This window comes from Anaerobiospirillum succiniciproducens DSM 6400 (genome assembly GCF_000482845.1).
In the GTDB taxonomy this organism is placed as follows: Bacteria; Pseudomonadota; Gammaproteobacteria; order Enterobacterales; family Succinivibrionaceae; genus Anaerobiospirillum; species Anaerobiospirillum succiniciproducens.
On sequence record NZ_AXWV01000050.1, the window covers coordinates 1 to 23,835 of the forward strand.

Here is a 23,835-nt window from a genome sequence, read left to right on the forward strand (position 1 = left end):
GCCTATACATCGCAAATTGATAGTCGGACCCAACGCCTTGAAGGCAAGAGGTATGGCGATCGTTTTATCGGCGTGGACGGGGTTGTGCTACAGGCTGACGAAAATGCTGCTCAGAACATTCTAGACAGATTCTACGATACCGAAATTTCAAGGTACACCAAGAAGCAAGAGGTAAAGAGAATTCTGCTAGAACGTCTCTCCGGTGCTACTGGGCATCAATAGGCTCTAGTTGGGACATAGGTAGTGAGGATACTAACCACCTATGCCGTCAACAGAGTGCGGATAAGTCCAATAAGGATGTTTAACTTTGAACAACTTTTTTGGAACAGTTAAACATACGCTGTATACTTGCCTATAACACTCATTAAGTTGAATGAACTCAAGGTGATTGCGACACTTGCTTTGATGATTCCACATGCATCTGTGTTTTATAGTCAGCATCTAATTTTAGATATGGTGATACGGCGTTTTTATATCATCAACTTGTTTAGGCTTGTTTACTCATTAGAGAAGTTATTATGCTCTTTGAACCGATGCTCAAGAATCCACAATGTATCAGTGTTTTCATGAAGTCAGGCATAGGCGATAGCGTAGTTTATATTCCTGCCCTGCATGTTCTTAGAGCCATGTATCCTGATGCTAAGATTAGCTTTATGTGCAACTTGGCATCATTTTTCTTTTACAAACAGTTTCATCTAGCCGACCGTTACTACATTTTGGACGGTGATTTTAATGAAGATGAGTTTGTTAAAGAGCTCAATGGAGAAAATCGCAACTTCTTAAGCGCTAGCGATCTTATTGAGCAAGGTCCTGCAGCTAAACCATTTGTCCACGAGCAACAGCAAGATCATTGGGGAGCAACTGATCTGCTCATTATGACGGAGCGTAACCGAAATTACATTAAGCTGTCATTAACATCAAAGTGCAAACAAGTACTAACTTACTCATACACTAGAGCTTTATATACATCAAGATTGCCTTTTATTCGTCCGTTTTCACGCCGCGCACAACATGAAATCTTTGGCTTCCAATTTCTACTTAAGACCTTAGATAAAAAGCGCTATCTAAAAGCCTTTAATGAGCTTGACCTACAAAAATCCATCATCAAGGCAAGCCCCGAGGCTCGTCAATTCATTCAGGATTACCTAACTAAGCTTGGTTATCTAACTAAAGAGGCTGACCCAATCACAGGTTTGGTACCTAAGCACAGAGCAAAGCTGGATAATCATCAGACTCATGAGCACTGTGCACATGATGATGCTATAAACAGTCATGGCGATGACATGAAGCGCACTGCACAACGTGTATACAAGGATATGATTATCATCAATCCATTGTGCATCTCTACTTTCAAAAAGGGCTATAGCTACCATCCTGATGACTATGTAAAACTTGCCTTGCAACTAGCTAAAGATTTTCCTCATATTCTCTTTATCATCTCAAGCTATGGACAGCAAAGCTTTCATGATATTGAGATTCCATATGACAATCTCAAGCTATTGATCAACAAGGGTGATATGTCCAATGTCATCGCGCTTATTGAGCAATGCGATCTCATCGTAAGTCCAAGTACGGGACCTGCACACATTGCTGACAATATTAGTCGTAATGTAATTGGCTCATTCCCTTTTTATGATGAATATCGCTGGCGTGCCGATGGCTTTATGCAGCTAGCTGCTAAACAAAAGGTGCCTACACTTGAGCCTCACGACTTCAAGATGCAAATCGTTACCCATAAAGTTGCTAACGATGAGCACCATAAGTTTGATGAGTTCTGCCGCATGTGCCATGACTATATAGCCGCACATTTTCCAAAAGAGCTTTAGCTTCTCAACTCACAATATGTTTAGTTATCTCATACCCAATTACGCGTATGAGATCTTTTCTAATTTTGAGTGAGCATGCCTCATGGATGCGACCAAGGCATTTAGTCATGCAAGATCAAAAAAGGCCACATAATGTGGCCTTTTTTGCTAAGACTTGCAAGGGCGTAAGCCGTCGCGATTTCTATAGCAGTAGCGATTACTGCACCGTCGTTATTTCTAGAGCAATAGCGATTCCTGCGCCGTCGCGATTGTGGCGCAATAGCTATTACTGCTTTTGACGGGTCATTGCACCAAAGAACTCGTCATTAGTCTTGGTCATGGAAAGCTTATCGAGCAGGAACTCCATAGCCTCAATCTCACCCATAGGATGCAGGAACTTACGCAATACCCACATCTTCTGCAGCTCATCAGGAGAGGTGAGCAGCTCTTCACGACGAGTGCCTGAACGAGTAACGTCAATTGCAGGGTAAACACGCTTATCTGCAATCTTTCTAGACAGATGCAGTTCCATGTTACCGGTGCCCTTGAACTCTTCGTAAATAACTTCATCCATCTTAGAGCCAGTGTCGATAAGTGCAGTACCGATAATGGTCAGTGAGCCGCCCTCCTCAACATTACGAGCCGCACCAAAGAGTCTCTTTGGTCTTTGCAGAGCATTAGCATCAACACCACCAGTTAAAACCTTGCCAGAGGCAGGTACTACGGTGTTGTAAGCTCGTGCTAAACGAGTAATGGAGTCCATGAAAATAACAACGTCGCGCTTGTGCTCAACTAAACGCTTGGCCTTTTCAATTACCATCTCAGCTACCTGAACGTGACGTGCAGCTGGCTCATCGAAAGTTGAGGCAACTACCTCACCTTTAACCATGCGACGCATTTCAGTAACTTCTTCAGGACGTTCATCGATAAGCAGCACGATGAGTACAGCCTCAGGATTGTTAGCAGAAATAGAGTGAGCTACGTTTTGCAGTAAAACAGTCTTACCGGCCTTTGGAGGCGCAACAATCAGCGCTCTTTGACCCTTACCAATAGGAGCAGTCAGATCGATAACACGTGCAGTGATATCTTCTTTTGAGCCGTTACCAAGCTCAAGGCGCATACGCTCTTGGGCAAAAATAGGAGTCAAGTTCTCAAAGAGAATCTTGTTACGGGCCTTTTCAGGCTGCTCGAAGTTAACAGTATCAACCTTTAACAGAGCAAAGTAGCGCTCACCCTCTTTAGGAGGTCGAATCTTGCCTGAAATGGAGTCACCAGTACGGAGGTTGAAACGACGAACCTGGGAAGGAGATACGTAAATATCGTCAGGTCCTGCTAAATAGGAGCTATCAGCGCTACGCAGGAAACCAAAGCCGTCAGGCAGGATTTCTATTACGCCTTCACCAAAAATATCCTCACCTGTGCGAGCACAAAGCTTGAGCAGGTTAAAGATAATTTCTTTCTTACCTAATCTGGCGGTGTTTTCGATACCAGCCTGCTCACACATATCAACTAACTGTGCAACTGGCGTATTTTTGAGTTCGTTAAGATTCATACTAAAAAGATTACAGTAGCAAAGAGCCTGGCAAGGCCTCATCTAAACCAAAATCGTGGACTAAAATTTAGTATTTGATCTAGTAAGGCTGACCTAGCAAATCAGGCTCAGGCCAAAAATATCAGCACCCAAAGGCGCTGAGCAAAAACATTTGTAGCTTATTACTCCACAAGCAAGACTATGTGGGTACGAAGCTAACAATCAAATCGTTTCTCACCATCTTGACAAGTTTCAACTCTACCTGTGCTTTGTATATGACTGCCGTGCATTAGACACCTGCATCATGGCAGTACACTTTTGGCATATAAGATGGTTCGAGTATTAATTCACACCTAATATGACACTCTCTAAGCTAGCTAAAAGCCATTAAGTAGTGCCTAAAAACTTTTACATCACTAGCTTTAGCCTTGTGCTTAAGTATTGACCATGATGTTTTAAATGCTGAGCTATTAAAGCTAAGCTTTGGTCTTTCTTAAGTTTTAAGACTTTAAGTGCTCAACTGATGCTAGTTTTAAACCTATTACGAGCTATCTAATTTACAAGGCAATGAAAGACTAACAAGCGCTAGTAAAGATAGTACTCATATCTATAAGCGCAGCTTGCTAAAGTTATTAACCTTACTCTGGCGTCATTATGATGCTCAGCTTTAGTTAATCGTTTAATACGCCTAGAAAGATAGACTCTAAGGAGAGAGATTGAACTTTTAGTCCAAAATGAACCTACACACGGCAAAGACGCTGCACAAAGACATACAGCCTCAGGTAACGAGCTCAAGCTCTTACCTAAACACAAGTGCATTGTCAGGGGAAAGTTTGGAAAACTTAGAAGTGCAATGGTTCAGAGTAACCATGTCGTCAAGCAAAGATTGCTGAATTTCGGAGGGATAACTTAAATTGTGCCCGCGATGAGCAAACGTCGCTTGATAGGGTTGGAATTTGTCTTGTCAAACTCAAGGCAAACTGCATGAAACATGCTACGCATGGGCTTAGCAACAGCCTCAAGGCTATCGCTGAGTGCACATGATATCACAATTTATAAATTAAACAGCACTTTGCACCATACAAATTATCACTGTTTATGGCATATGATGCATCAGGCTAACCATCCTTGTCATTTAGCATGTACATGCCTTAAATAAACTTAAGCATACATGTTCATTAACCCTCTATGATTAGCCTAAAGACAGATGGTCACGATGGCGAAAAAAATGGTCTTTTTGATTTATCTGTATGCAACGAAAATGGTTGCACTGTTATAATTTGCACAATTTATCTTAATCTCTTGATTCATCACATTGCGCCCTTTGGATGTATAGGATTGAGTCTTGTCCTTTGTGTGACTAACACTGACGCTCAAGGAATCTTAGTATGCAGAGATCGTATTTATCAGCATTCCAAGCAGTTGTATATGCAATGCTGTTTGTTTGTCTTTCATATGCTTCTATAGGCATAGGCAGCGCCACCGCAGCTAGTCTTACCGATCAGCTTACTGGCAATAACAGCAAAGCAACTAGCGATACTGCTCCACAAGCAGCTGAAAACAACACAGCAAATGCTAGTGCTCAGAGTAAAAGTGTTCAGACTTTGAACATTTCTCATGAGCTTAACTCTTTATTGCGCACCGACATTAATGCTGACCATACTCTAAGCGATCCCAAAGCTGCACTAAAAGCTGCATCTAAGACAAAGAGTGCGGCCGTTAATGATATGGTGCCTAATCGTGCTGTACTCTTGCAGCGCCTTGAGGGCATTGATAGCGACCCAAACCTAACACAAGATGAAAAAAACCGATCCAAAGCAATCCTTAAGCATGCTATCGATGTCATTGACATCTATGACACTGTAGTTAGAGAAGAGATTCTCATCACCACTGAGGTAGAGAAAGCAAAAGAAATGCTATCTGACTTAGAGCAGTCACTTAGCAATGCTAATAACCTCTATAATCGCGCCCCTCCAAAAATCAAGTTTAGAAACGCTCAAGAGGCAGACAAGCTTATTGCTACTCTTACCGAGCGTCTTAACAGCGTACAAGAGCAACTCAATGAGTCGACCTCTGCATATAACTCTATGCAGCTCTTACCTTCACGTGCACAAAACATCATTACAGCTAATAACGCCACTATCTTTGAGATTTCTAAGCGCTTGAACGATCCAACAGTGAAGCTCTTATCTGACGAGTCAGGGCTGCTGTCTTTTGAAATCTTTGTGCTTGAAAAGCAAAACTCCCTGTTACAAAGTGAGCTAAGATCTTTAACCACTTTCCAGGATATTGCAAATTACAAGATTCGTATTGGCAATCTACAAAAAGACTACCTCAATAACTACTTATCTAACGTTAGAGCCAAGCAAAATACTCTCTTTAACAATGAAATTGTTAATCGCCCTGAACTCAACGAAAACGAAGTAGATATCTCTACTCCTAAGCTAGCTGCTGAATTTAAATACAACAGTGAGCTTGCGAATAATATTGATAAGACCTTATCTGACAATGCTCGTCTTAAAAAAGACTTGCAAGATGTGACCTCAGCGCTTAACAGCGCCCGCCAAATCGACAAGAGCCTCAAAGAGCAGCTGTCTGACTTATCTGGTAGTGTTATCCTCTCACGTCTTTTAAATCGTCAGCTTGGTGAGCTACCAAAGATCTCTATCTCCTTTAAGCTTGATGAGCTCATTCCTAATCTCAACTTGTACATGTATGAGTTACGTAGCTATCGTGAGCAGATCTTTGATATTCAGATCTTTGTTGACGATATGATTCGTCGTGATCCTAGCTATGAGCCTTATCGTGAGCAGTTAATTCAGCTTATCCGTCAAAGAAGAGCCCTGTCAGATGAGCTTTACAACACTATGTCTGATGGACTCACCATCGCTATTGATCTGCGTGCTAAATACAACGAGCTCAATACTACTGTAAGCACGCTGACCACCTCCATTAATGACCATCTGTTCTGGCTTGCTAGCAATCAGGGTATTAGTCTTGATTTCATCACTAACTTCTACCCAACCTTCATGCTGCAGTTCCGTAATTTCTTACGATATACCACCACAGAACTGGTTACCCATGAGATTTTAATTAACTATATCCAGGTATTAATTCCTTTGCTTCTCATTGGTTTTATCTTCAAGAGAGCAACTCCTTTCTTTGTCAGATTAACCAATGAACTCGCATTGCGTTTAGATAAAGCTTCCGACAATTACACCGTCACTCCAAGAGCGCTGATTTATCATTTCTTCTTGATTCTGCCCAAGGTGGCATTTATCACGTTGATAGGCTCCATCTTTATATTCTTTACTGTGGATGACTTTGACGCGCAAAAGAACATCACCTTCTTGCTCATGCTGCATCTCATCTGCTTTTTGTATATGCGCCATATCATGGAGCCGAACTCATTAGTGCAGCGTCACTTCTCAGTCTCTCCACGAGTCATTGCGCAAAACCGCGCCATTATCGATCAGTTGTGGTTTGTATCCATTCCTATGCTGATGATTGCCAATATGCGTGAGGCTGAGCCAACTAAGATTTCTGGCGATGTAATTGGCTATCCATTGATGGTCTTTGGCTTCTTATACCTAACTTTCTTTGCCATTAAGACAGTTAAACGCTCCATTGAGCGTGTTAAGCCAGATATGACCTTCTGGACCATATCCATAATTAGTATTATCACCCCGCTTACCATCACTGTAATGCTGGGTCTTGGCTATTACTACACCGTTATTCAGCTGCTCAACCGTGTTGCGATTACTCTGTATATCTGCTTCTTGTATCTCATCTTATCTAACACCTTACGTCGTGAGTTATACGTGGCTGAGGTGAAGATGCTCTCTGCTATTAGAAGCCGTATGCAACAGCAACATGAAGCACAAGCCAACGCTGCAAACTTAACCGCAACTGCAACAGCAACACCTGAGATGCAAGGTAAGCAGCGCCTCGAGTCATTTAGATTGGAGTTAGTAAACGGCCGTGCCTATAAGCTGTTTAATGCTTGTTTGCTCACTGTCTTTATCTACTTCATGTACCAACAATGGAATGATCTAGCTGGTGTACTTACATATCTTGACCATATCTACCTTTGGGAGAGCATCAAGATTGTTGACGGACAAACCATTAGCTCAACTCTGTCTTTAGGCGATGTACTGCTAGCTATTGTCATTGTCATTGTGGCTGTAGTCTTGAATCACAACTTACCTCTGCTCATTGAAAGACTCTTTATGATCAGAAAGGGAGTTGAAGCTAAGTCTACAAGCTACACGATTAAGCTTATTACCTCTTATACCATTACCACCTTAGGCGTTATCTTCGCAGCTAGTGCCTTGGGAATCTCTTGGGATAATCTGCAGTGGCTGGTTGCTGCCTTATCTGTGGGTCTCGGTTTTGGTCTGCAAGAGATCTTCGGTAATTTCGTATCAGGTATCATCATTCTGTTCGAAAGACAGCTACGCGTTGGCGATATCGTAACGCTCTCTAATCTTTCAGGCACTGTTAGCCGTATACGTATTCGTGCTACTACCATTACCTCTTTTGACAACAAAGAGGTGGTTATTCCGAATAAGCAATTCATTACCTCTGCAGTGACTAACTGGTCGCTATCTAATACTGTAACTAAACTTGAATTTGCTATCGGTGTGGCTTACGGTGCAGATACTAATAAGGCTAAAGACATCCTGCGCGGTATTATCCGTCGTTGTCGCGACTTAAATCGCGACAAGAAGCCATTGGTCTTTATCAAGAGCTTAGATGCATCGGCTGTTACTATTATGTGTGAGGTCTTTGTTAACGAGATCGGTAAGCGTAAGGCAGTTTATGACTACTTAAGCACTGAGGCTTTACGCCTCTTCCGTGATCACAACATCGAAATCCCATTTGATCAGCTCGATGTTACTATCCGTAACCTCGATACCAATACCACTGTTACTTACACTGAAAAGGACGTCATGCAAGCTGCAGCTATGGGTGCAGCTGCCAAAAAGAAAAATGCCTTAATCCCTGTGTAGGCAACTGATAACTATCATGCAGCTATACTAACCCCACCTTAGTGGCAGATCCCTTGAAATGCCCAGTATAGCTGCTTTCATTGGCCCGCTCATGCGGGCCTTTTACTTATTACCCGACCCACAGTGCATCTTTGTATCCACTTGCTTTATGGCCATGCCTGCATGTAGGCACTTTTTCTTAGATGCACTTTTCTAACGACTTATGGCTTAATGGTGTTACTTGTGCTGCCCATAGGCCTTTTCTTCACGACGCATCTTGATGAAGTTGTAATAGCCTGAAATCTTACGACGGAAAGTCAGCATGCTATTGCGAGGGAAGATGCCAATACGACGAATTTGGAAGAGATCAGAATCTACATTGATCTCGCCTGAGTCAGTAGATACGGCAAAAGTAAAGCCGGCTTGTCGTACTTCATATTTCACTTCATCGTTAAGATCGCCATATGGATAGGCAAAAGTAATAAACTGCTGTCCATAGGTTTGCTCAAGTTTTTGCTTGCATTGGACAATCTGCTCACGAGCCTCTTCAATAGGCAAACTTGATAAGTAAGGATGAGTCTTAGTATGCGCACCAAACTCAACACCGTAGGCTGCCATCTCTTTAACCTGCTCTTCACTCATAAGATCAAAGCGTTTTTCTGGATTATGAGGATTATTAACATCCCACTCATTGTACTTGGACTCTGATAGCAAGAAGATCACAGCTTTGGCCCCAAACTCTTTTAAGATTGGGAACATCACACGATAGTTATCCTCATAGCCGTCATCAAAAGTTAAGACGACAAACTTATTGCCCTTATCAAAGCGCTTAGTAAGTAAATGATCCTCTGCAAGCTCCTTAAAAGTAACGGTACGATAGCCATTATCTTTAAGCAATTGCATGTGCTTTTTAAACAGCTCTTTGGTTACATAAGTACCATGCACACCGACTTCATCAGGACTATCTACCACACGGTGATACATGATAATTGGCATTTCATAGCGTTTGTACTCGACATAAGTGCGGCTATAGAGCTGTTCTACAGTGTTAACAATACGCTCCATATCGAACTCATGTTTAATGATGTCTTTAAGATCTGCAAGTTCATCGCTTGTAAGCTTTACTGCAGCTTCAACATCATCTTTAAGCGTTGAAAAGTCCAAATGGGTCTCATTAATTGAGTTGATATCGCCAAAGTTTGAGCTCAGCACTGCGCCAATATTTGCTTTAGTGACCAGACCTTCATAGATAGCCTCGCCAACTGCAATCAGAGGGCGTCCTGTAAGCATAGCCTCGATACCAACGCGACCTGCGCCGATAATTACATCAGCTTTCTTCATGAGCTCAGGAACATCAGTACGATAACCAAGGAAATGGACGTTTTCTAGATTCTCAAACTTATTAAAGCGCTCAGGGATAAACTTACTACCAATGATCTGAACTTGAATGTGCTTATGCTCGCTTAACTTGCTAAGCACCTCATAAGCGACATCACCCTTAGGCCCAGATAAGCGCCCCACTAGAGCAACTAAGATCTCGTGCTTATCATCTTGATTGTTGCTCTTAAGAGCATTATCACCCTCGTGCTTGCTTGTACTCTTAGGAGTAAAATTAAATGCAGTCGCATCCACAGGATTTCTTAGCAGAATGGTATTTTTTTGAGCATAGCCCAGATCATTGCAGATCTGAGTACGAATGTTTTCGCATACGCAAATACTCTTAACACCAAAACTTTTGTTGATCTTGCGGCTTAGGTGAACTGGCTGTCGACCATGTGTGGTGGTAATGAGCGGGATACGGCAGAGCTTGCAAGCAATTGCACAGCTCCATGCCGAAGCGCGTGAATGAGCATGCACTACTTGAATGTCATGCTCCTTAATGATCCTGCACAATGTGCGCACATGACTAAAGCGATCAGCAAGGGAGCGCTCATTGAAGGCTAGTGGTATAAACAGAGCGTCGCTTTTGACAGTTAGTGTGTCAGAAACGATTACGACTTTATGACCACGTTTCATCAACTGCTCAGTTAATGTTGCTGCATACACCTCAGCACCAGTAATCTCTCGCTGAGAAAGGGCCATAAGAATATTCATAAGCACTAAACCTTTTTCTTGACTCGTATAGTGAATTTTAGCACATGCTATCCGTTGTCACTTTTGGCAAGTTACATCAATATATAAGATCATACCAATACAGCTAGTGAGCAACTTCGTGAGCCTGTCCATCATGAAAACGCTGCGCTAGAGCAAAGCACAAAATAGCTATAAGCGAACAGACTGACATAGTTGCCATAATCGGCACCATAGATTGCTCTCCCATTAAGCCCACTAAAGGAGAGGTAATCGCACCAAAAATGAAAGTAAGAACGCCAAAGATACCCGAGGCAGATCCTGCGCCTCCTTTACGAGTCCCCATAACAATGCCAAAGCCTGCTGTCTGTGCTGCGCCCATCATCGAGACAAATAAGCCTAAAATCAAAGCTACTATGTATAAATTATCTAGCTGCAAGCTCACCACTGCAATAAATACAATGCACAAAAGAATCTGCATACTTATGGCACCGTACACAATGGTCTTTTCTTTTAAGTATTTGGTAAGAAAACCTGCAATATTGGCAGCTACACCAATGGAGAATGCGTTAATTGCAAACACAATGGAGTAGCCAAAAGGACTAAGACCATAGATTGATTGAAAAATAAAAGGTGAAGAAGCTAAGTAGCCAAAGAATGCGCCCATCACAAACGATAAGGCTAAGCTCAACAGTACGAAGCGTACATTAGTTAGCTCGCTGAGCATGCCCTTGATAGATCCTAAAAGATTTGCAGAACGATTTTGCACAGGATGAGTCTCTTTGAGGACTGTCACCGTGCAAAAGAGTAACACCGCCCCCCACAAGGCCAAAAACACAAACAATACTGGCCATGCCCACACTGAAACAATAGCAGAGCCCATAATTGGACCTAATATCGGTGCCACACCGTTAACTGTCATCAATAGTGACATAAACTTAGTTAGACGTGGGCCTGTGTACATATCACAAGCAATAGTACGCGATAAAACGATACCACTAGCACCTGATATGCCCTGAAAGAACCTTGCTACAATCAACTGATTGATACTTGGAGCATAGGCACACCATAAAGAGGACAAAACAAACATCACCAAGCAAATGTACAGCGGTCTTTTGCGACCATAGGCATCAGAAAGTGGCCCAATAATCAGCTGACCGATGGCAAGTCCGAAAAATGATGCTGTTAATGTCAGCTGCATAGTGGATGGGTCTGTCATCAGCTCTTGTGTGATGGTAGGAATTGCAGGTAAGTACAAGTCTGTGCATATTGGTCCAAAGGCACTAAGCATGCCTAAGACGATGATGATTGACCAGCTGAGCTTATCAACATTGCTAATGGGTGTATCTACCTCATTACTTGCTATGGCTTGAGGGCCGTTAGCTTTATTCTCTGAGCAGCATTCAGATACGCTGCTACCTGCACTCACATCTGCATGACTCTGACTTTTCACACTGCCTTGAAATGAACTTGCTCTCTCATCTGAATATGCCTTGTTCTTGTTTTCTTCCATAATCTTGCTACTCAACAGTCACTATGCTTTTGCCAAAAGAAATTACTCATCTTTTGATCTACTTGTATATGTAAAAGCCTCTTTGAGCAAAGAAAATCACACTACCAGCTCACACTCAACGAGCTAAGTGCACAGCTATATGCAAGCAACTAAAGAGATCATTAATGAATGCCGCGATACATAGGCAAGATGGACTATGAACAATAAGAGGCGATCAGAGTTAATATCTGTAAGCTTCTGTCCACTTGCTTTGACAACCATAGAGCTGCATTTAACAATGTTATTTAAGCCAAAGAAGACAGCCCCCAAAGATTCTCGAACTCTGTGCAATTTGATGACCGAAGCCATTGGTGGGGATCTAAAAAGGAACCTCATTATATCTAAATAGCTACAGATCCATAATAGATGCGAGCATTCGGAGCAAAACGCTCACAGATCGTGCATCCATGCTTCCTCAAGCATTTGTAAGTGCGTCTGCATCATCACTAACTTAAAGTGCTGTCATGAAGGTATGTGACTGCACATACAACTAGTCAAAAGCAAAGTGCAAATTGCAGTTCTGTAAAGAAACGCATTGATAAAAAGGCCCAATCTAGGAGCATAGCAGGCATTTGGTCATTCACAAGATAGACAAGATGCTGCCTAATCCCTTAAGCTGTTCAATAGAGTCTTAATACTAAACAATAATCATCTACATACGAATGTTGTAGGTATAGAGGTACAACTTTTGGTCAGCAACTGTTAGTTGATCATTTAGTGGATTTTGCAGATCTACGATACTGTATCTGAGGATTATTTATGAGTGAACCGCTCAGACGTGTCGCAACTACTGACAATTATGTAAACCCACAAGCTAACATCAAAGCTTGGCGCATTGCCTTTAAGGTAACTGATGCTACCTATAACTTCTCCTCATATGATCAGCTAGATCTGGGTGGAGCTGATTATGACTTTTTAGAAGATGAAGTCTTAGCTGGCAACACCTTCTATGACCTGTGCCGTATCAAGGGCAACTATAAGCCTTATCACAAAGACTTTATACAGACCTATTTCTGCTCGCTTTTTAAGAACACCCCATTCCCATGCAACATCTTCGTCTTTATCGAAGAGATCATCATGAACAATGGCAACATGGTTAATGAGCCGCATGAGTTACGCATGAGTGCAGACAAGTCCTCACGTAAAAAGAAGAAAGGATCGTCAGACAATAGCGATGTAGTAGCCCCAGACTACGAAATCTTCTATATGGACTCAGCGAACCTGAACATTGATGCTGGTTCTACTAATGACTTGTTCTTAAGCATGGTCTCACGCTTTATGCGTGGCTCTCCAGTACAACGAGGCAATAATCTTTTCTATCACAATGCCTTTAGTGTCTTTACCGACGGTCGTGGTATGGAGTTCTTACGCTATAAAGGATTTGTCGGTATTGTGCCTAACCTTCCAGGAGCTGCCACCTTAGTGCCATTAGTCGTGTTAACCTCACGAGCACTTGGCTATAAGCACTCTTTAAGACGTATGAATAAGATCATGGCTGCAAACCTCGGCAAGAAGTTTAGAAATAGCCACAAGCTGATGCGTAACGGTAAGCGTCACATTAAAGATCTCTCGTTCTTACTCTACTCAGTAGAGTATTTCCTGACGCAAAGCTATATGCTGCCAGGCATTAATTACAAAAATCGCACCGCCCAGGATCTCTTGTCTCACATCCTAGTGAATATGGATGTGCCTCGCGACTATAGTGCAGTTAAAGAACAAATTGAGCCAGTCAATCAACTCATAAGACAATTGAGTACTTATGAAATGATTAAGGCTCAAGCCTCTATTCGTTTTGCTGTGATTGCATTGGGTTTTATCATGATGTTCATGGTTATTGCCGTAAGTGCCATCTTAGGTGTAGAGCCAATCCTACGTCTGCTTGTAAACTTAGGCATTCTTAACCCGAACATGCTCCACTAATATTCTTTAGATAGAGAATAACAATCCTCATCACGCCATCAAGCTAGCACTGAGCTACCAATGTGCTAGCCATGCGACACCATCACATTAAATCAATAATAACTGCTAGATCATAAGTCACAGTTAATTACTGTTATTTATCTTACGCACACTCGTCTTTGAAATGGCCTAAATAACAGTATCCACAGGCTAAGCCTTGCTTAAAAGATCACAGCCATTAGACCCAAACGCAATGTAAAAGCACTTAGATCACAAGGCGCATGCGGATCACTGCAGGATCGCAACTAGCAAATCGCTCGATCTTGCATGTTATAGTGATAATATTTCTCATCTTTGCAGAGCGCTGCAAAATTTGCAAAGCGGCTATTCATCAGCTTATTTAGGCTATTTTGTATGGCGAAACGGCGGAGATGCTTTAGATCACATTTTCATTGATAGACCAATAACGCATATAATGCGCATATGGATTGATACTAGTCATACATGCATGGCTAACTTAAATTTGTGATCTAAAGCATCTCCGCCGTTTCGCCATACTATTTTGTGCGTTTTGCATACGAATAATGAGTAAAAACTATAGATTTTTTTGAACGATAGTTTTAGAATATAGCGCTTGTGCACCTGCATGTATTTGTTGATTTTATGACATCAATCACATAGAATACGCAGATCACAGCCCGCCTAGTTTTGCACATCACTTTTGCTTAGCATTAGTGCTCTGATGCAAAGTATCCGTACCTCGTGTTAAAGCTCAATAAAACAGGATTACCTGCCTATAAGCTTGTTTGTAGCATGTTGTACGATTTCGGCTGAAGAATTATTTTGCCAAAGTGCACTATTAGAGGTTGTCGCGTATCCTCACGGGCTTTGCGACAGCTAGTTTTAAACAGACCTTTTTCAGGAGATCAATAGTGGCCCGTATCGCTGGCATCAATGTGCCTGATCACAAGATCGCCGTGATTGCACTGCAGTCTATCTACGGCATCGGCCCAACCCGCGCACGTGACATTTGCGCTGCTGTGGGTGTTGCTGAGTTAACTAAGTTCAAGGAACTCGACGAAGCTACTTTAGACAAGATTCGTGCTGAAGTTGGCAAGTACACCGTCGAGGGTGACTTACGCCGTGAAATTTCCATGAACATCAAGCGCCTTATGGATCTTGGTTCTTACCGTGGTCTGCGCCACCGTCGTGGCCTGCCAGTACACGGTCAGCGCACCAAGACTAATGCACGTACTCGCAAGGGTCCGCGCAAGAGCATTAAGAAGTAAGGAGGCTCATGATGGCTGAAGAAATCCAACAGACTGCTGCTGCTCCAGCAACTACTACTGCTGCCCCAGCTGCCAAAACCTCTGCTCCACGTGTTCGCGTAAAGCGCGGCAAGAAGCAGATTGCTGACGGTGTAGCTCACATCCACGCCTCTTTCAATAACACCATCGTTACCATCTCTGATCGTCAGGGCAACACCCTTTCATGGGCTACCGCTGGTGGTTCAGGTTTCCGTGGTTCACGTAAGTCCACTCCATACGCTGCTCAGGTTGCTGCAGAGCGTGCTGGTGAGGCTGCCAAGGAATACGGTGTTAAGAACCTCGAAGTTTTAGTGAAGGGTCCAGGTCCGGGCCGCGAGTCCTCCATTCGCGCCTTAAACGCCATTGGCTACAAGATCACTAACATCACTGATGTTACCCCGATCCCTCACAACGGTTGCCGCCCGCCAAAGAAGCGTCGCGTCTAATCCGGGTTCTAGTTTTATTGGAGAGAAATAAATGGCAAAGCATACCGGACCAGCTTTGAAGTTAAGCCGTCGCGAGGGCGTTGATTTATTCTTAAAGTCTGGCGTACGTGCTATTGACACCAAGTGCAAGCTGGACACCGCTCCTGGTCAGCACGGTGCTAACAAAGCTCGTTTATCTGACTACGGCTCACAGTTACGTGAGAAGCAGAAGGTTCGTCGTATTTACGGCGTTTTAGAGCGTCAGTTCCACAACTACTACAAGAAGGCTTCTAACATGCCAGGTAACACTGGTGAGAACCTGTTACAGCTTCTCGAAGGCCGTCTTGATAACGTAGTTTATCGCATGGGCTTCGGCTCAACCCGTATGGAATCACGTCAGCTCGTTAGCCACAAGGCTATCACTGTAAACGGCCGCGTGATTAACATCCCTTCCTATCAGGTTCAGCCATCTGATGAGGTTGCAGTACGTGAGAAGGCTAAGAAGCAGATCCGTATTAAGACCGCTATCGACCTGGCTGGTCAGCGTGGCACTAAGCCAACTTGGATTGACGTAGACCACAGCGCCATGAAGGGTACTTACAAGAACAAGCCAGAGCGTTCAGAGCTTCCTTCCGACATTAAGGAACAGCTCATCGTCGAATTCTACTCTAAGTAGTAGGCAATGAGCCTGCACTCCTTTTAACTTACGGGGTATTAATAGTGTCAGTTTGTGAATTACTCCAGCCAAAGCCTGTCGGTTTTACTGAACTTGGCCCGCATCGTGTTCGCATCACTCTCGAGCCTCTTGAGCGCGGCTTTGGCAACACCATTGGTGTCGCTCTTAGCGATGTGCTCTTAAAGTCTCTGTCAGGTTATGCTATCGACGCTTTCAAGCTTGATGGTGTAGATAGCCTGAACAGTGTTAAAGAAGACATGATCGAGTCTCCTGTTGAGTTAGTAATGAACCTCAAGAAGGTTGCCATTACTTCAAATCATCAGGTGCAAGGTCCAGTTTGGTTCAGTTTAAACAAATATGGCGATGGTGTAGTTCTCGCTGGCGATATTCAGTGTCCTGAGGGCATGACTATCGTTAACCCTGAGGCACACATTTGTACTCTTAAGGGTGCCAAGGCATCATTGTCGATGAATCTCCGTGTCGTATACGGAAGTGGTTATGTAGTGGCCAATTCACCTCTGCATCTTCCTTCAAAGGATGAGAATGAGATCTTAATTGACGCTTCATTCTGCCCAGTTTCAAGATATGTCTACGAAGTTGAGTCCGCTCGTGTTGAACAGCGTACCGACTTAGACCGTCTGGTTATCGAAATCGAAACCAACGGTACTATTAGCCCGGACGAGGCTTTAATGTCTGCTGCAGACATGCTCTGCCAGAACATGTCAAACCTCGTTGATAAAGAGGATATCCCTGAGCGTGCTGCTGCACCTTCAGCTCCTCCTTTACCGGATCCAGTGCTCCTGCAGCCTGTAGAAGATCTTGAACTGACCGTACGTTCTGCCAACTGCTTAAAGGCAGAGGAGATTTTCTTCATCGGCGATTTAGTCCAACGCACTGAGGTTGAGCTCTTAAAGACTCCAAACTTAGGTAAGAAGTCTTTAACTGAGATCAAGGACGTGTTAGCTACACGCGGCCTGTCACTGGGCATGCGTATCCCTAACTGGCCACCTCAGACAATGCAGCGTTCGAGTAAGTAAATAAAACCACTTAGGAAGTAATTACAATGCGTCATCGTTTAGCCGGCCGTCACCTCGGTCGTACTTCTGCACACCGTGCAGCGCTGTATCGCAACCTCGCTAACGCTCTGATCGAGCGCGAGATTATCAAGACCACCGTACCAAAGGCCAAAGAGTTACGTCGTTTCGTTGAGCCTTTAATCACCTTAGCTAAGGTTGATTCTGTTGCTAACCGTCGTTTAGCATTCGCTCGTCTGCGTAACAAGGACCTCGTTTCCAAGTTATTCAACGAGGTTGCTAAGGCTTCAGCTAACCGTCCAGGCGGCTACACCCGTATCTTAAAGTGCGGTTTCCGTCAGGGCGACAATGCTCCTATGGCCTACATCATGTTAGTAGATCGTACTAACCTTGAGGCTGCTGAGTAATTAGCACTCGTACGGTAAGCTAATTAAAAAGACTAGCCATAGTGCTAGTCTTTTTTAGGCTACCTAAGCTACATGCTACTTTAGGCTTGCCTAGGTGGCTATTAGCTAATCCCAAGTGGTTCGGCCTAGCCTTACCACTTGGTTTCATTCATGGCAAAGCATTAATTGCCTACGCCATAACCCAAACCGTGCTGTTTGGGAACTTTAAAAGCCATTCCATCAATGGATGCCGCCCTTTAAAGCACGCGGTCAGGCAGCCACTGCCATATACCGCCCAAGCACGATGAATTCCATTTCTTCTGTATCTCAGGAGATCAAAGGCTCGCAAAGTCTACTAAGTTTTACTCTGATAAATCGCAATACGCGCTCACTTAGAGTATGTGCTGCAGTTTAGATATTAACTTCGTAAGTCATCTTAGCTCTTGCTTGTGCACTAATAATCGAAGTTTACATCACGAGCACTCAAAGCTTAGGACATTCGGTCTATCAATAACCATTTTGAGGGTTGAACCTTGGATCAAATCGATTTTCTAAGGCCTAATATCAAGGAAGTCGAGGTTATCTCACGCAATGTATCTCGCGTGACTCTCGAGCCTTTTGAGCCAAACTATGCCCAGATTTTTGGTACTGCGCTGCGCCGTATCATGCTGTCCTCTATTCCAGGATATGCAATTACTGAGGTAGAGATTGCTGGAGCTGTTCACGAGTACAGCGCCCTTGAAGGTGTGAAAGAGGATGTCCTTTTAATCCTGTTAAACCTCAAGGAAGTTGCTGTTCAGTGCGAAGGCAATAACCACTCACCTACCCTGCGTCTTTCCAAGACCGGTATCGGTCCTGTTACCGCAGGTGACATTGAGTGCCCTGCTAACGTCGAGATCAAGAACCCAGATTTAGTTCTGTGCAACATTACTGATCCTGAGGTTGAAGTTAACATGACCCTCCACGTAACTCGTGGTCGTGGTTATGTACAGGCTCAGAGCCAGCCATATGTTGAAAACGGCGAGAACCGCTTCATCGGCCGCCTGTTAATCGACGTATCTTTCTGCCCAGTACTTAACGTAGCTGTTAAGACCCGTGCACTGCCATCTGGTCAGGAAGCCTTAGATTTAACCATTGAGACTAACGGTACTGTACAGCCAGAAGCAGCTATTTCTATGGCCGCTACTATCTTCGCTGAGCAGCTCAACTCCTTTGTTGATATTCGCAACTCTGTTGAGCCAGCTGAAGACACCTCATACCGTCCTCTCATCGATCCTAAGCTTATTTGCCCTGTTGAGGATCTTGAGCTTACTGTACGTTCTGCAAACTGCCTCAAGGCAGAAGGCATCAAGTTCATTGGTGACCTCGTTCAGCGTACTGAAGTTGAGCTGTTAAAGACCCCTAACTTAGGTAAGAAGTCCTTAACCGAGATTAAGGACGTGCTTGCCGAGCGCGGCCTGTCATTAGGTATGCGTATCGAGCACTGGCCACCAGCAGATATCGATGTTGGTCGCTAAGATCTAATTTATAAAAGTCCTGCCTACATTGGCAGGCAATGCGCTTACGTTCAGGCCGCCGAACCTATGTTCTGCGGCCTTTATTTTTTCAATAAGCAAAAAATAATGAGCTTTACGCCCGCCCAAACCTTCTAAAAAATTGTTTTTCTTGAAGGTGTTTTGTTCGTTAAAAGGGCAGTTGCCTTTATATTGGTTAAAAAATGAAGTTTAGCTTTGAAAACTTTGGCTTTATCGATCATGGCACACTTGAACTTGGCGACCTGACCGTTATTTGCGGACCAAACAATGTCGGCAAAACTTATCTGAGCCATGCTGTGCATGGTTTGGTATTAGAGGCTAGTAAGTTTGTAGACTTTGCTGTAGCTGATGAGCTTATCGATAAGCTCTACAAAGATGGGGTAATCACTATTGATTTGAGCGCTTATAGTGACAGCTTACCTTGCTACCTAGAGTCTATATCCAAAACATTCACTAGCAAGATTGCATCATTCTTTAGTGTTGACGACGACTACTTTGCTAACACTAAAGTAGAAGTTTTGCCTGAAGGGCTATCGTACGCTTTTAGCGAAGAGATCAACCATACTATCCATGTAGGCACACACAACGAAATCGTATATAGAAAACCTAAAGATTCTAGTGAACTCTGTATAGCTTACATTTCAAAAAACAACGATCAGCCTCAAGATAACATTCCTAAATATATGCTGCTTTCATTGATAAAGCAGATTCTTAACTTGTGCCTGATCTCGCCTATATTTAGACCTACATGTCCAATAACCTCAGATCGAACAGGCATCATACTATTTCAAAAGCAGCTCGATTTGAACATGAGTTCTTTCTCTTGCTCTGCTGCCTTTACTGACTTATTGCACAAGACTCGCGGTGGTGTATTTAACTATCCTGAGCCAACAAGTTATAACCTAAATCTCGTTCGTAGTTTTGAGACTATCTCTAATAAAAAGAGCTTCATTAGTAGCAACTTAAAATATCAAGGTATCTTGGATGCACTATATGACTTGATGCAAGGTACCTGCAAAATCATCAATCAAAAGCTTGTTTACCTTTCTCATGTTGATAAGACCCGTGAGGCGGTACATGTTCCAATCTATCTGGCCTCATCATCAGTCAAATCACTTGCTCTAATAGAACTTTACGTACGCTCGATCGCCAATATAGGTGATATGCTTTTAATTGAGGAACCTGAGCTCGGCCTCGATCTTACTTGCCAGGCTAAAATGGCTGCTCTTATATCTATGCTCGTTAATGCTGGAATTAAAGTTTTAATCACTACCCATAGTGATACTATCCTTAGAGAGATCAACAATCGAATCATGCTCTCTTGCGACATAGCTGATAAAGAAAGCATCATGCATAGTGCCAACATTTCACATGATGAAATACTCTCTAGTGGGACAGTTAAAGCTTACTATGTCAATAGCGACCATACTTTACAACAGGCTCCCGTTAATAAGTATGGCGTTGATATTTCAGAGATTGATGCCATCATTCGACATTCCAATGCCGTAAGTAACGACATTTTCTATAGCATTGATGAATAAGGCTTAGCTATTTTTAATAACAGTGAACCACGTTCACTATCTAGTCAATCCCGGCACTAATAATCGTAGCCAAAAGCATAGCCATAACTATGGGTTATAAGATCGCAGTACTTACTTTAGTGGCTCAATATCAGAACAGTTGTGTTTAGTTCAAAGAGTGATTTAAGTTAAAGTTTGTTAGGTAGCAGCGTATAGTAGATTATACTTTACGCTCACACCTCGACATTTGGGACACAATTCTATGGATACTCAAGCATTAGCAACTATTGATACAGATAAGATCAGCGATGCAGATTTTGACTACCTTACTGATGCTGCTTTAGAGCTGGTCTTTGATACCTTAGATCTTACTGAGGCTGATGAGAAAACTGTTGAGCGCATCCGTCAGCGCCTTGATACTGATAAGTATGATCTTTCATTTGAGATGAACACACCATCAGATGGCTGGTGGGAAGATAATGTACTGCCTGACCTCTTAAGTGAAGATGAGGCTAGCGCACAACATAGCATCACCTTAGAGCTTAATCTCATATCTACTACTATCTCAGGCTCACGTTCTGGCGAAAGAGTCATTGTGGCTTCTGTTTACGTAAACGTTGACCCAAGCCTTGAGAACTTACAAGAGAGCGGCATTAGACATCCTGTAATTAAGTGGCTTCCTGAGCTTGATGGCTAAGCACACTTGCGCGTCTTGAGCATAATCTAGTGCTCTGTTGCAAGACGCGCGTTATAGCTTTGCAATGTGTATTGCGCTATGACTCTGTAGGAGCTTAATGGCTAAAGACTAGTCATTTTGTGTAGCTAGCAGCTTATTCATAAACTCAGCAGTAGGATTGAGGATAAGGTTTGGCTCAATAGTATTAAAGTTTGCGTCGGAGAACCTTAGTACCTCTGCAGTATCACCCTCACCTAAAGGAGCCCACTGCAATGAGTTGGTAGTCACATTGTGATAGAAGCAAAGCTGTCGAACACTTGTGGCGCAAGCTATATGTACGGTAGCAGTGTCAACGCCAATTTGACCGTCGCAACAGCTAATTAAAGCAGCCAAATCGCAAGGGGTGGATTCTTTGGGCATGAGCACAATGCGTGTGCCCACTAGATCTTTTAGCTCGCCTAAAGACGCTATAACCTTATCAATGTAATCGCCCATGCCTCTATGACAAAGGAGCAAGGCTCTAGTCTTATCTGACGATGAGATGATCTTGCTCATAATGGCAGCCGTTAGTTCTGGAGTAAATGAACGTATTTTAGCTGCTCCTGATGGGTTAACCCCCACTAAGATCGTATCTTTATCGCATGCTAAATAGTTTTGCGCGTGCTCAAGCTCTTCTTCGGTAAATAAAGGCTTATAGCTTACTAAAGATGGTTTAAGCTTACCTAGCTGCATAAACTCACAAAAAGCTTGAGACACTCGCTTGTCATAAGCATCAACATCGTAGAGTAAGAAGCTAATCTCTGTTGCCTTTCGAGCAACTTGCTCCTCAATACCGCCTGATAGTGCGGCTTGGCTTGCAGCGCGTGCTACTAAATTGTCGCTCAGACGTTTATCGCAACCAGCTACATATTTAGGCTTGAGACAATGATTAAAGATGAAGTCACGTGGCCTATAGTTAGGCTCAGTTGAAAGCACTAAATCAATCTTATCGCTATAACCTGCATCAACTGCAGCTTGAATAATTTGCGCACAGATAAGCTCAATCTCTTTCTCTTTAGGCTTGCGTGATGACTCAATAACACAGTCAAAACCTAAGATATCTTTGTATATATGCTTTAGATTTTTAGGACATACAGCGCTTAAAAAGAGCTTACGGCCAGCGGCGTTAGTTAATGAGCGTAACTGAGAGTAAAAGTGTGTCATTACTTGAGTATCGCCAAGCTTGCCATCGAGCTTCAAAATCACGACGTGTTCAAGCTCATTAAAGTCAAATTTAGCTACATCCCCGTTTGGGATATAACCAAACTTACTACGAGCCCACATGAAGCGAGTCTTGTCTCTGAGCTTAAAAAAGAGTTGTTTAGTGCCCATATTCTTCTAACCTAAAGCCATGATGAGACGACAAGTTTGTGCAGTAATGCCTAAGGCTTTATCTCAATTGGAGTGCCGGGATCGACTAAGGAAATAAACTCATCCATCTCTGGATTGAGAATAGCAATACAGCCATTAGTCCAATCTGAGCGCTGCACTGTCTCATGATACTCACTATTTGATGGTGGCTGGCCATGAACCATAATCATGCCGCCAGGACTTACACCACGCTTACGTGCATTAGCAATATCCTGTGGATTAGGATAGGAGATATGGAAAGCTCGATAGTAGTATGAGTTTTCTTTCACGTAATCGAGAGTATATGTCCCCTCCGGAGTGCGACGATCCCCCTCTTGAATTTTATGTCCCTGAGGACGATCGGATAGTGCAATCCAATACTTACGTACGACTTGATTGTTCTTATAAAGCATCATTTGATGGTACTGTTTGTAGACTACTACTTTGTCTACTAAGTACTTTGGTGCGCGATAGCCACGTGGGAACAGTGGCAGCGAGGAAATGCGATTGAGCTTTACATAGTCATATTCGTAGTCCTCAACTACTGAGTCTACAACGGCACTGTTATATAAAGTAGCAGGTAAATTAGCTGTTTCAGATGAGGCATGCTGAGCGTATGGCTTAATCTCAGTACGATTAAACAGATCGCCAATCGCGGCTTGAGCAGAGCCCAAGAAGGAGTTGCTACAAATAAATAGCAAGGCCATAAGCATCATCTTGGACTTAAAACCACCGCCTAAGCGTGACGTAAAGCGTGCACAAGCCGATACAAATAATGAAAGTTGGTCGATCGCCATAGACTCATTACTCAAAAACAAAGAAAGTACGTGTAGGTTCTCATCTAAGTTAAGAACACCACATACAGCAAACAATAACGTCTCTTATGACACAAAGATGCAGGCTATTGCGAGCAAAATAATCTATGCATCAGAATGCATGAGCTCAGCAATGCTTATATAAATGCGCTAAAAAGTGTTTTTTCCCACTTTGCGTAATTTCGCAGCATTTACACTTATAGTGTAGAATGCTTAGCCTTATT

Annotated in this window: 17 protein-coding genes; 12 read left to right on the forward strand and 5 right to left on the reverse strand. The window is 43.1% G+C overall.

Annotated elements, in window-relative coordinates; genetic code table 11:
• Positions 1-222, forward strand: a 222-nt coding sequence (locus H524_RS14865) for a hypothetical protein (protein WP_044121763.1), incomplete at its 5' end; no start/stop codon positions are given.
• A gap of 296 nt (positions 223-518) precedes the next feature.
• A complete protein-coding gene (locus H524_RS0107695) occupies positions 519-1,826 on the forward strand; it encodes a glycosyltransferase family 9 protein (protein WP_027939804.1) in 1,308 nt (435 codons plus the stop codon).
• Between the two features lie 265 nt (positions 1,827-2,091).
• Here the strand turns inward: H524_RS0107695 and rho are convergent, their stop codons facing one another.
• Positions 2,092-3,357, reverse strand: a complete 1,266-nt coding sequence (gene rho / locus H524_RS0107700; RefSeq protein ID WP_027939805.1) for a transcription termination factor Rho — start codon at positions 3,355-3,357, stop codon at positions 2,092-2,094.
• Between the two features lie 1,367 nt (positions 3,358-4,724).
• Between rho and H524_RS0107705 the strand changes: the two genes are divergently transcribed.
• The gene (locus H524_RS0107705) at positions 4,725-8,348 is read left to right on the forward strand and encodes a mechanosensitive ion channel domain-containing protein (RefSeq protein WP_027939806.1); all 3,624 of its coding nucleotides are present in this window, start codon (positions 4,725-4,727) and stop codon (positions 8,346-8,348) included.
• Positions 8,349-8,564: 216 nt separating this feature from the next.
• Here the strand turns inward: H524_RS0107705 and H524_RS0107710 are convergent, their stop codons facing one another.
• Together H524_RS0107710 and H524_RS0107715 are read right to left on the reverse strand one after the other, a co-directional pair.
• Positions 8,565-10,421 carry a bifunctional glycosyltransferase family 4 protein/polysaccharide deacetylase gene (locus tag H524_RS0107710; RefSeq protein WP_027939807.1) on the reverse strand — a complete coding sequence of 619 codons (1,857 nt, stop codon included), beginning with the start codon at positions 10,419-10,421 and terminating at the stop codon, positions 8,565-8,567.
• 103 nt (positions 10,422-10,524) lie between these two features.
• Positions 10,525-11,910 carry a multidrug effflux MFS transporter gene (locus H524_RS0107715; protein WP_052338982.1) on the reverse strand — a complete coding sequence of 462 codons (1,386 nt, stop codon included), beginning with the start codon at positions 11,908-11,910 and terminating at the stop codon, positions 10,525-10,527.
• A 798-nt stretch (positions 11,911-12,708) separates the two neighbouring features.
• Here H524_RS0107715 and H524_RS0107720 point away from each other — a divergent pair.
• From H524_RS0107720 to H524_RS0107760, 9 genes are all read left to right on the forward strand, one after another.
• Positions 12,709-13,869: a hypothetical protein gene (locus tag H524_RS0107720; RefSeq protein WP_027939809.1), complete on the forward strand. Its 1,161-nt coding sequence runs from the start codon at positions 12,709-12,711 to the stop codon at positions 13,867-13,869.
• Positions 13,870-14,780: 911 nt separating this feature from the next.
• On the forward strand, positions 14,781-15,137 hold the full coding sequence (gene rpsM / locus H524_RS0107725) for a 30S ribosomal protein S13 (RefSeq protein ID WP_027939810.1): 357 nt from the start codon (positions 14,781-14,783) through the stop codon (positions 15,135-15,137).
• An 11-nt stretch (positions 15,138-15,148) separates the two neighbouring features.
• Positions 15,149-15,601: a 30S ribosomal protein S11 gene (rpsK, locus tag H524_RS14870; RefSeq protein ID WP_044121765.1), complete on the forward strand. Its 453-nt coding sequence runs from the start codon at positions 15,149-15,151 to the stop codon at positions 15,599-15,601.
• A gap of 31 nt (positions 15,602-15,632) precedes the next feature.
• Positions 15,633-16,256 (forward strand): 30S ribosomal protein S4, encoded by a 624-nt coding sequence (rpsD, locus tag H524_RS0107735; protein WP_027939812.1) that lies wholly within the window; start codon positions 15,633-15,635, stop codon positions 16,254-16,256.
• Positions 16,257-16,297: 41 nt separating this feature from the next.
• Entirely contained in the window at positions 16,298-17,293 is a 996-nt protein-coding gene (locus H524_RS0107740; protein WP_027939813.1) for a DNA-directed RNA polymerase subunit alpha, read from the forward strand.
• Positions 17,294-17,319: 26 nt separating this feature from the next.
• Complete coding sequence (gene rplQ / locus H524_RS0107745; RefSeq protein WP_027939814.1) at positions 17,320-17,697, forward strand: 50S ribosomal protein L17; 378 nt, start codon at positions 17,320-17,322, stop codon at positions 17,695-17,697.
• A gap of 512 nt (positions 17,698-18,209) precedes the next feature.
• Complete coding sequence (locus tag H524_RS0107750; RefSeq protein ID WP_027939815.1) at positions 18,210-19,193, forward strand: DNA-directed RNA polymerase subunit alpha; 984 nt, start codon at positions 18,210-18,212, stop codon at positions 19,191-19,193.
• A gap of 200 nt (positions 19,194-19,393) precedes the next feature.
• Entirely contained in the window at positions 19,394-20,752 is a 1,359-nt protein-coding gene (locus H524_RS0107755) for an AAA family ATPase (RefSeq protein WP_027939816.1), read from the forward strand.
• Between the two features lie 241 nt (positions 20,753-20,993).
• Positions 20,994-21,428: a hypothetical protein gene (locus tag H524_RS0107760; RefSeq protein ID WP_027939817.1), complete on the forward strand. Its 435-nt coding sequence runs from the start codon at positions 20,994-20,996 to the stop codon at positions 21,426-21,428.
• A 108-nt stretch (positions 21,429-21,536) separates the two neighbouring features.
• Here H524_RS0107760 and H524_RS0107765 read toward each other — a convergent pair whose 3' ends face one another.
• Both H524_RS0107765 and H524_RS14875 read right to left on the reverse strand, forming a co-directional pair.
• The gene (locus tag H524_RS0107765; protein WP_027939818.1) at positions 21,537-22,778 is read right to left on the reverse strand and encodes a glycosyltransferase family 9 protein; all 1,242 of its coding nucleotides are present in this window, start codon (positions 22,776-22,778) and stop codon (positions 21,537-21,539) included.
• 50 nt (positions 22,779-22,828) lie between these two features.
• Complete coding sequence (locus H524_RS14875; protein WP_245580452.1) at positions 22,829-23,668, reverse strand: L,D-transpeptidase family protein; 840 nt, start codon at positions 23,666-23,668, stop codon at positions 22,829-22,831.
• Positions 23,669-23,835 lie beyond the last annotated feature (167 nt).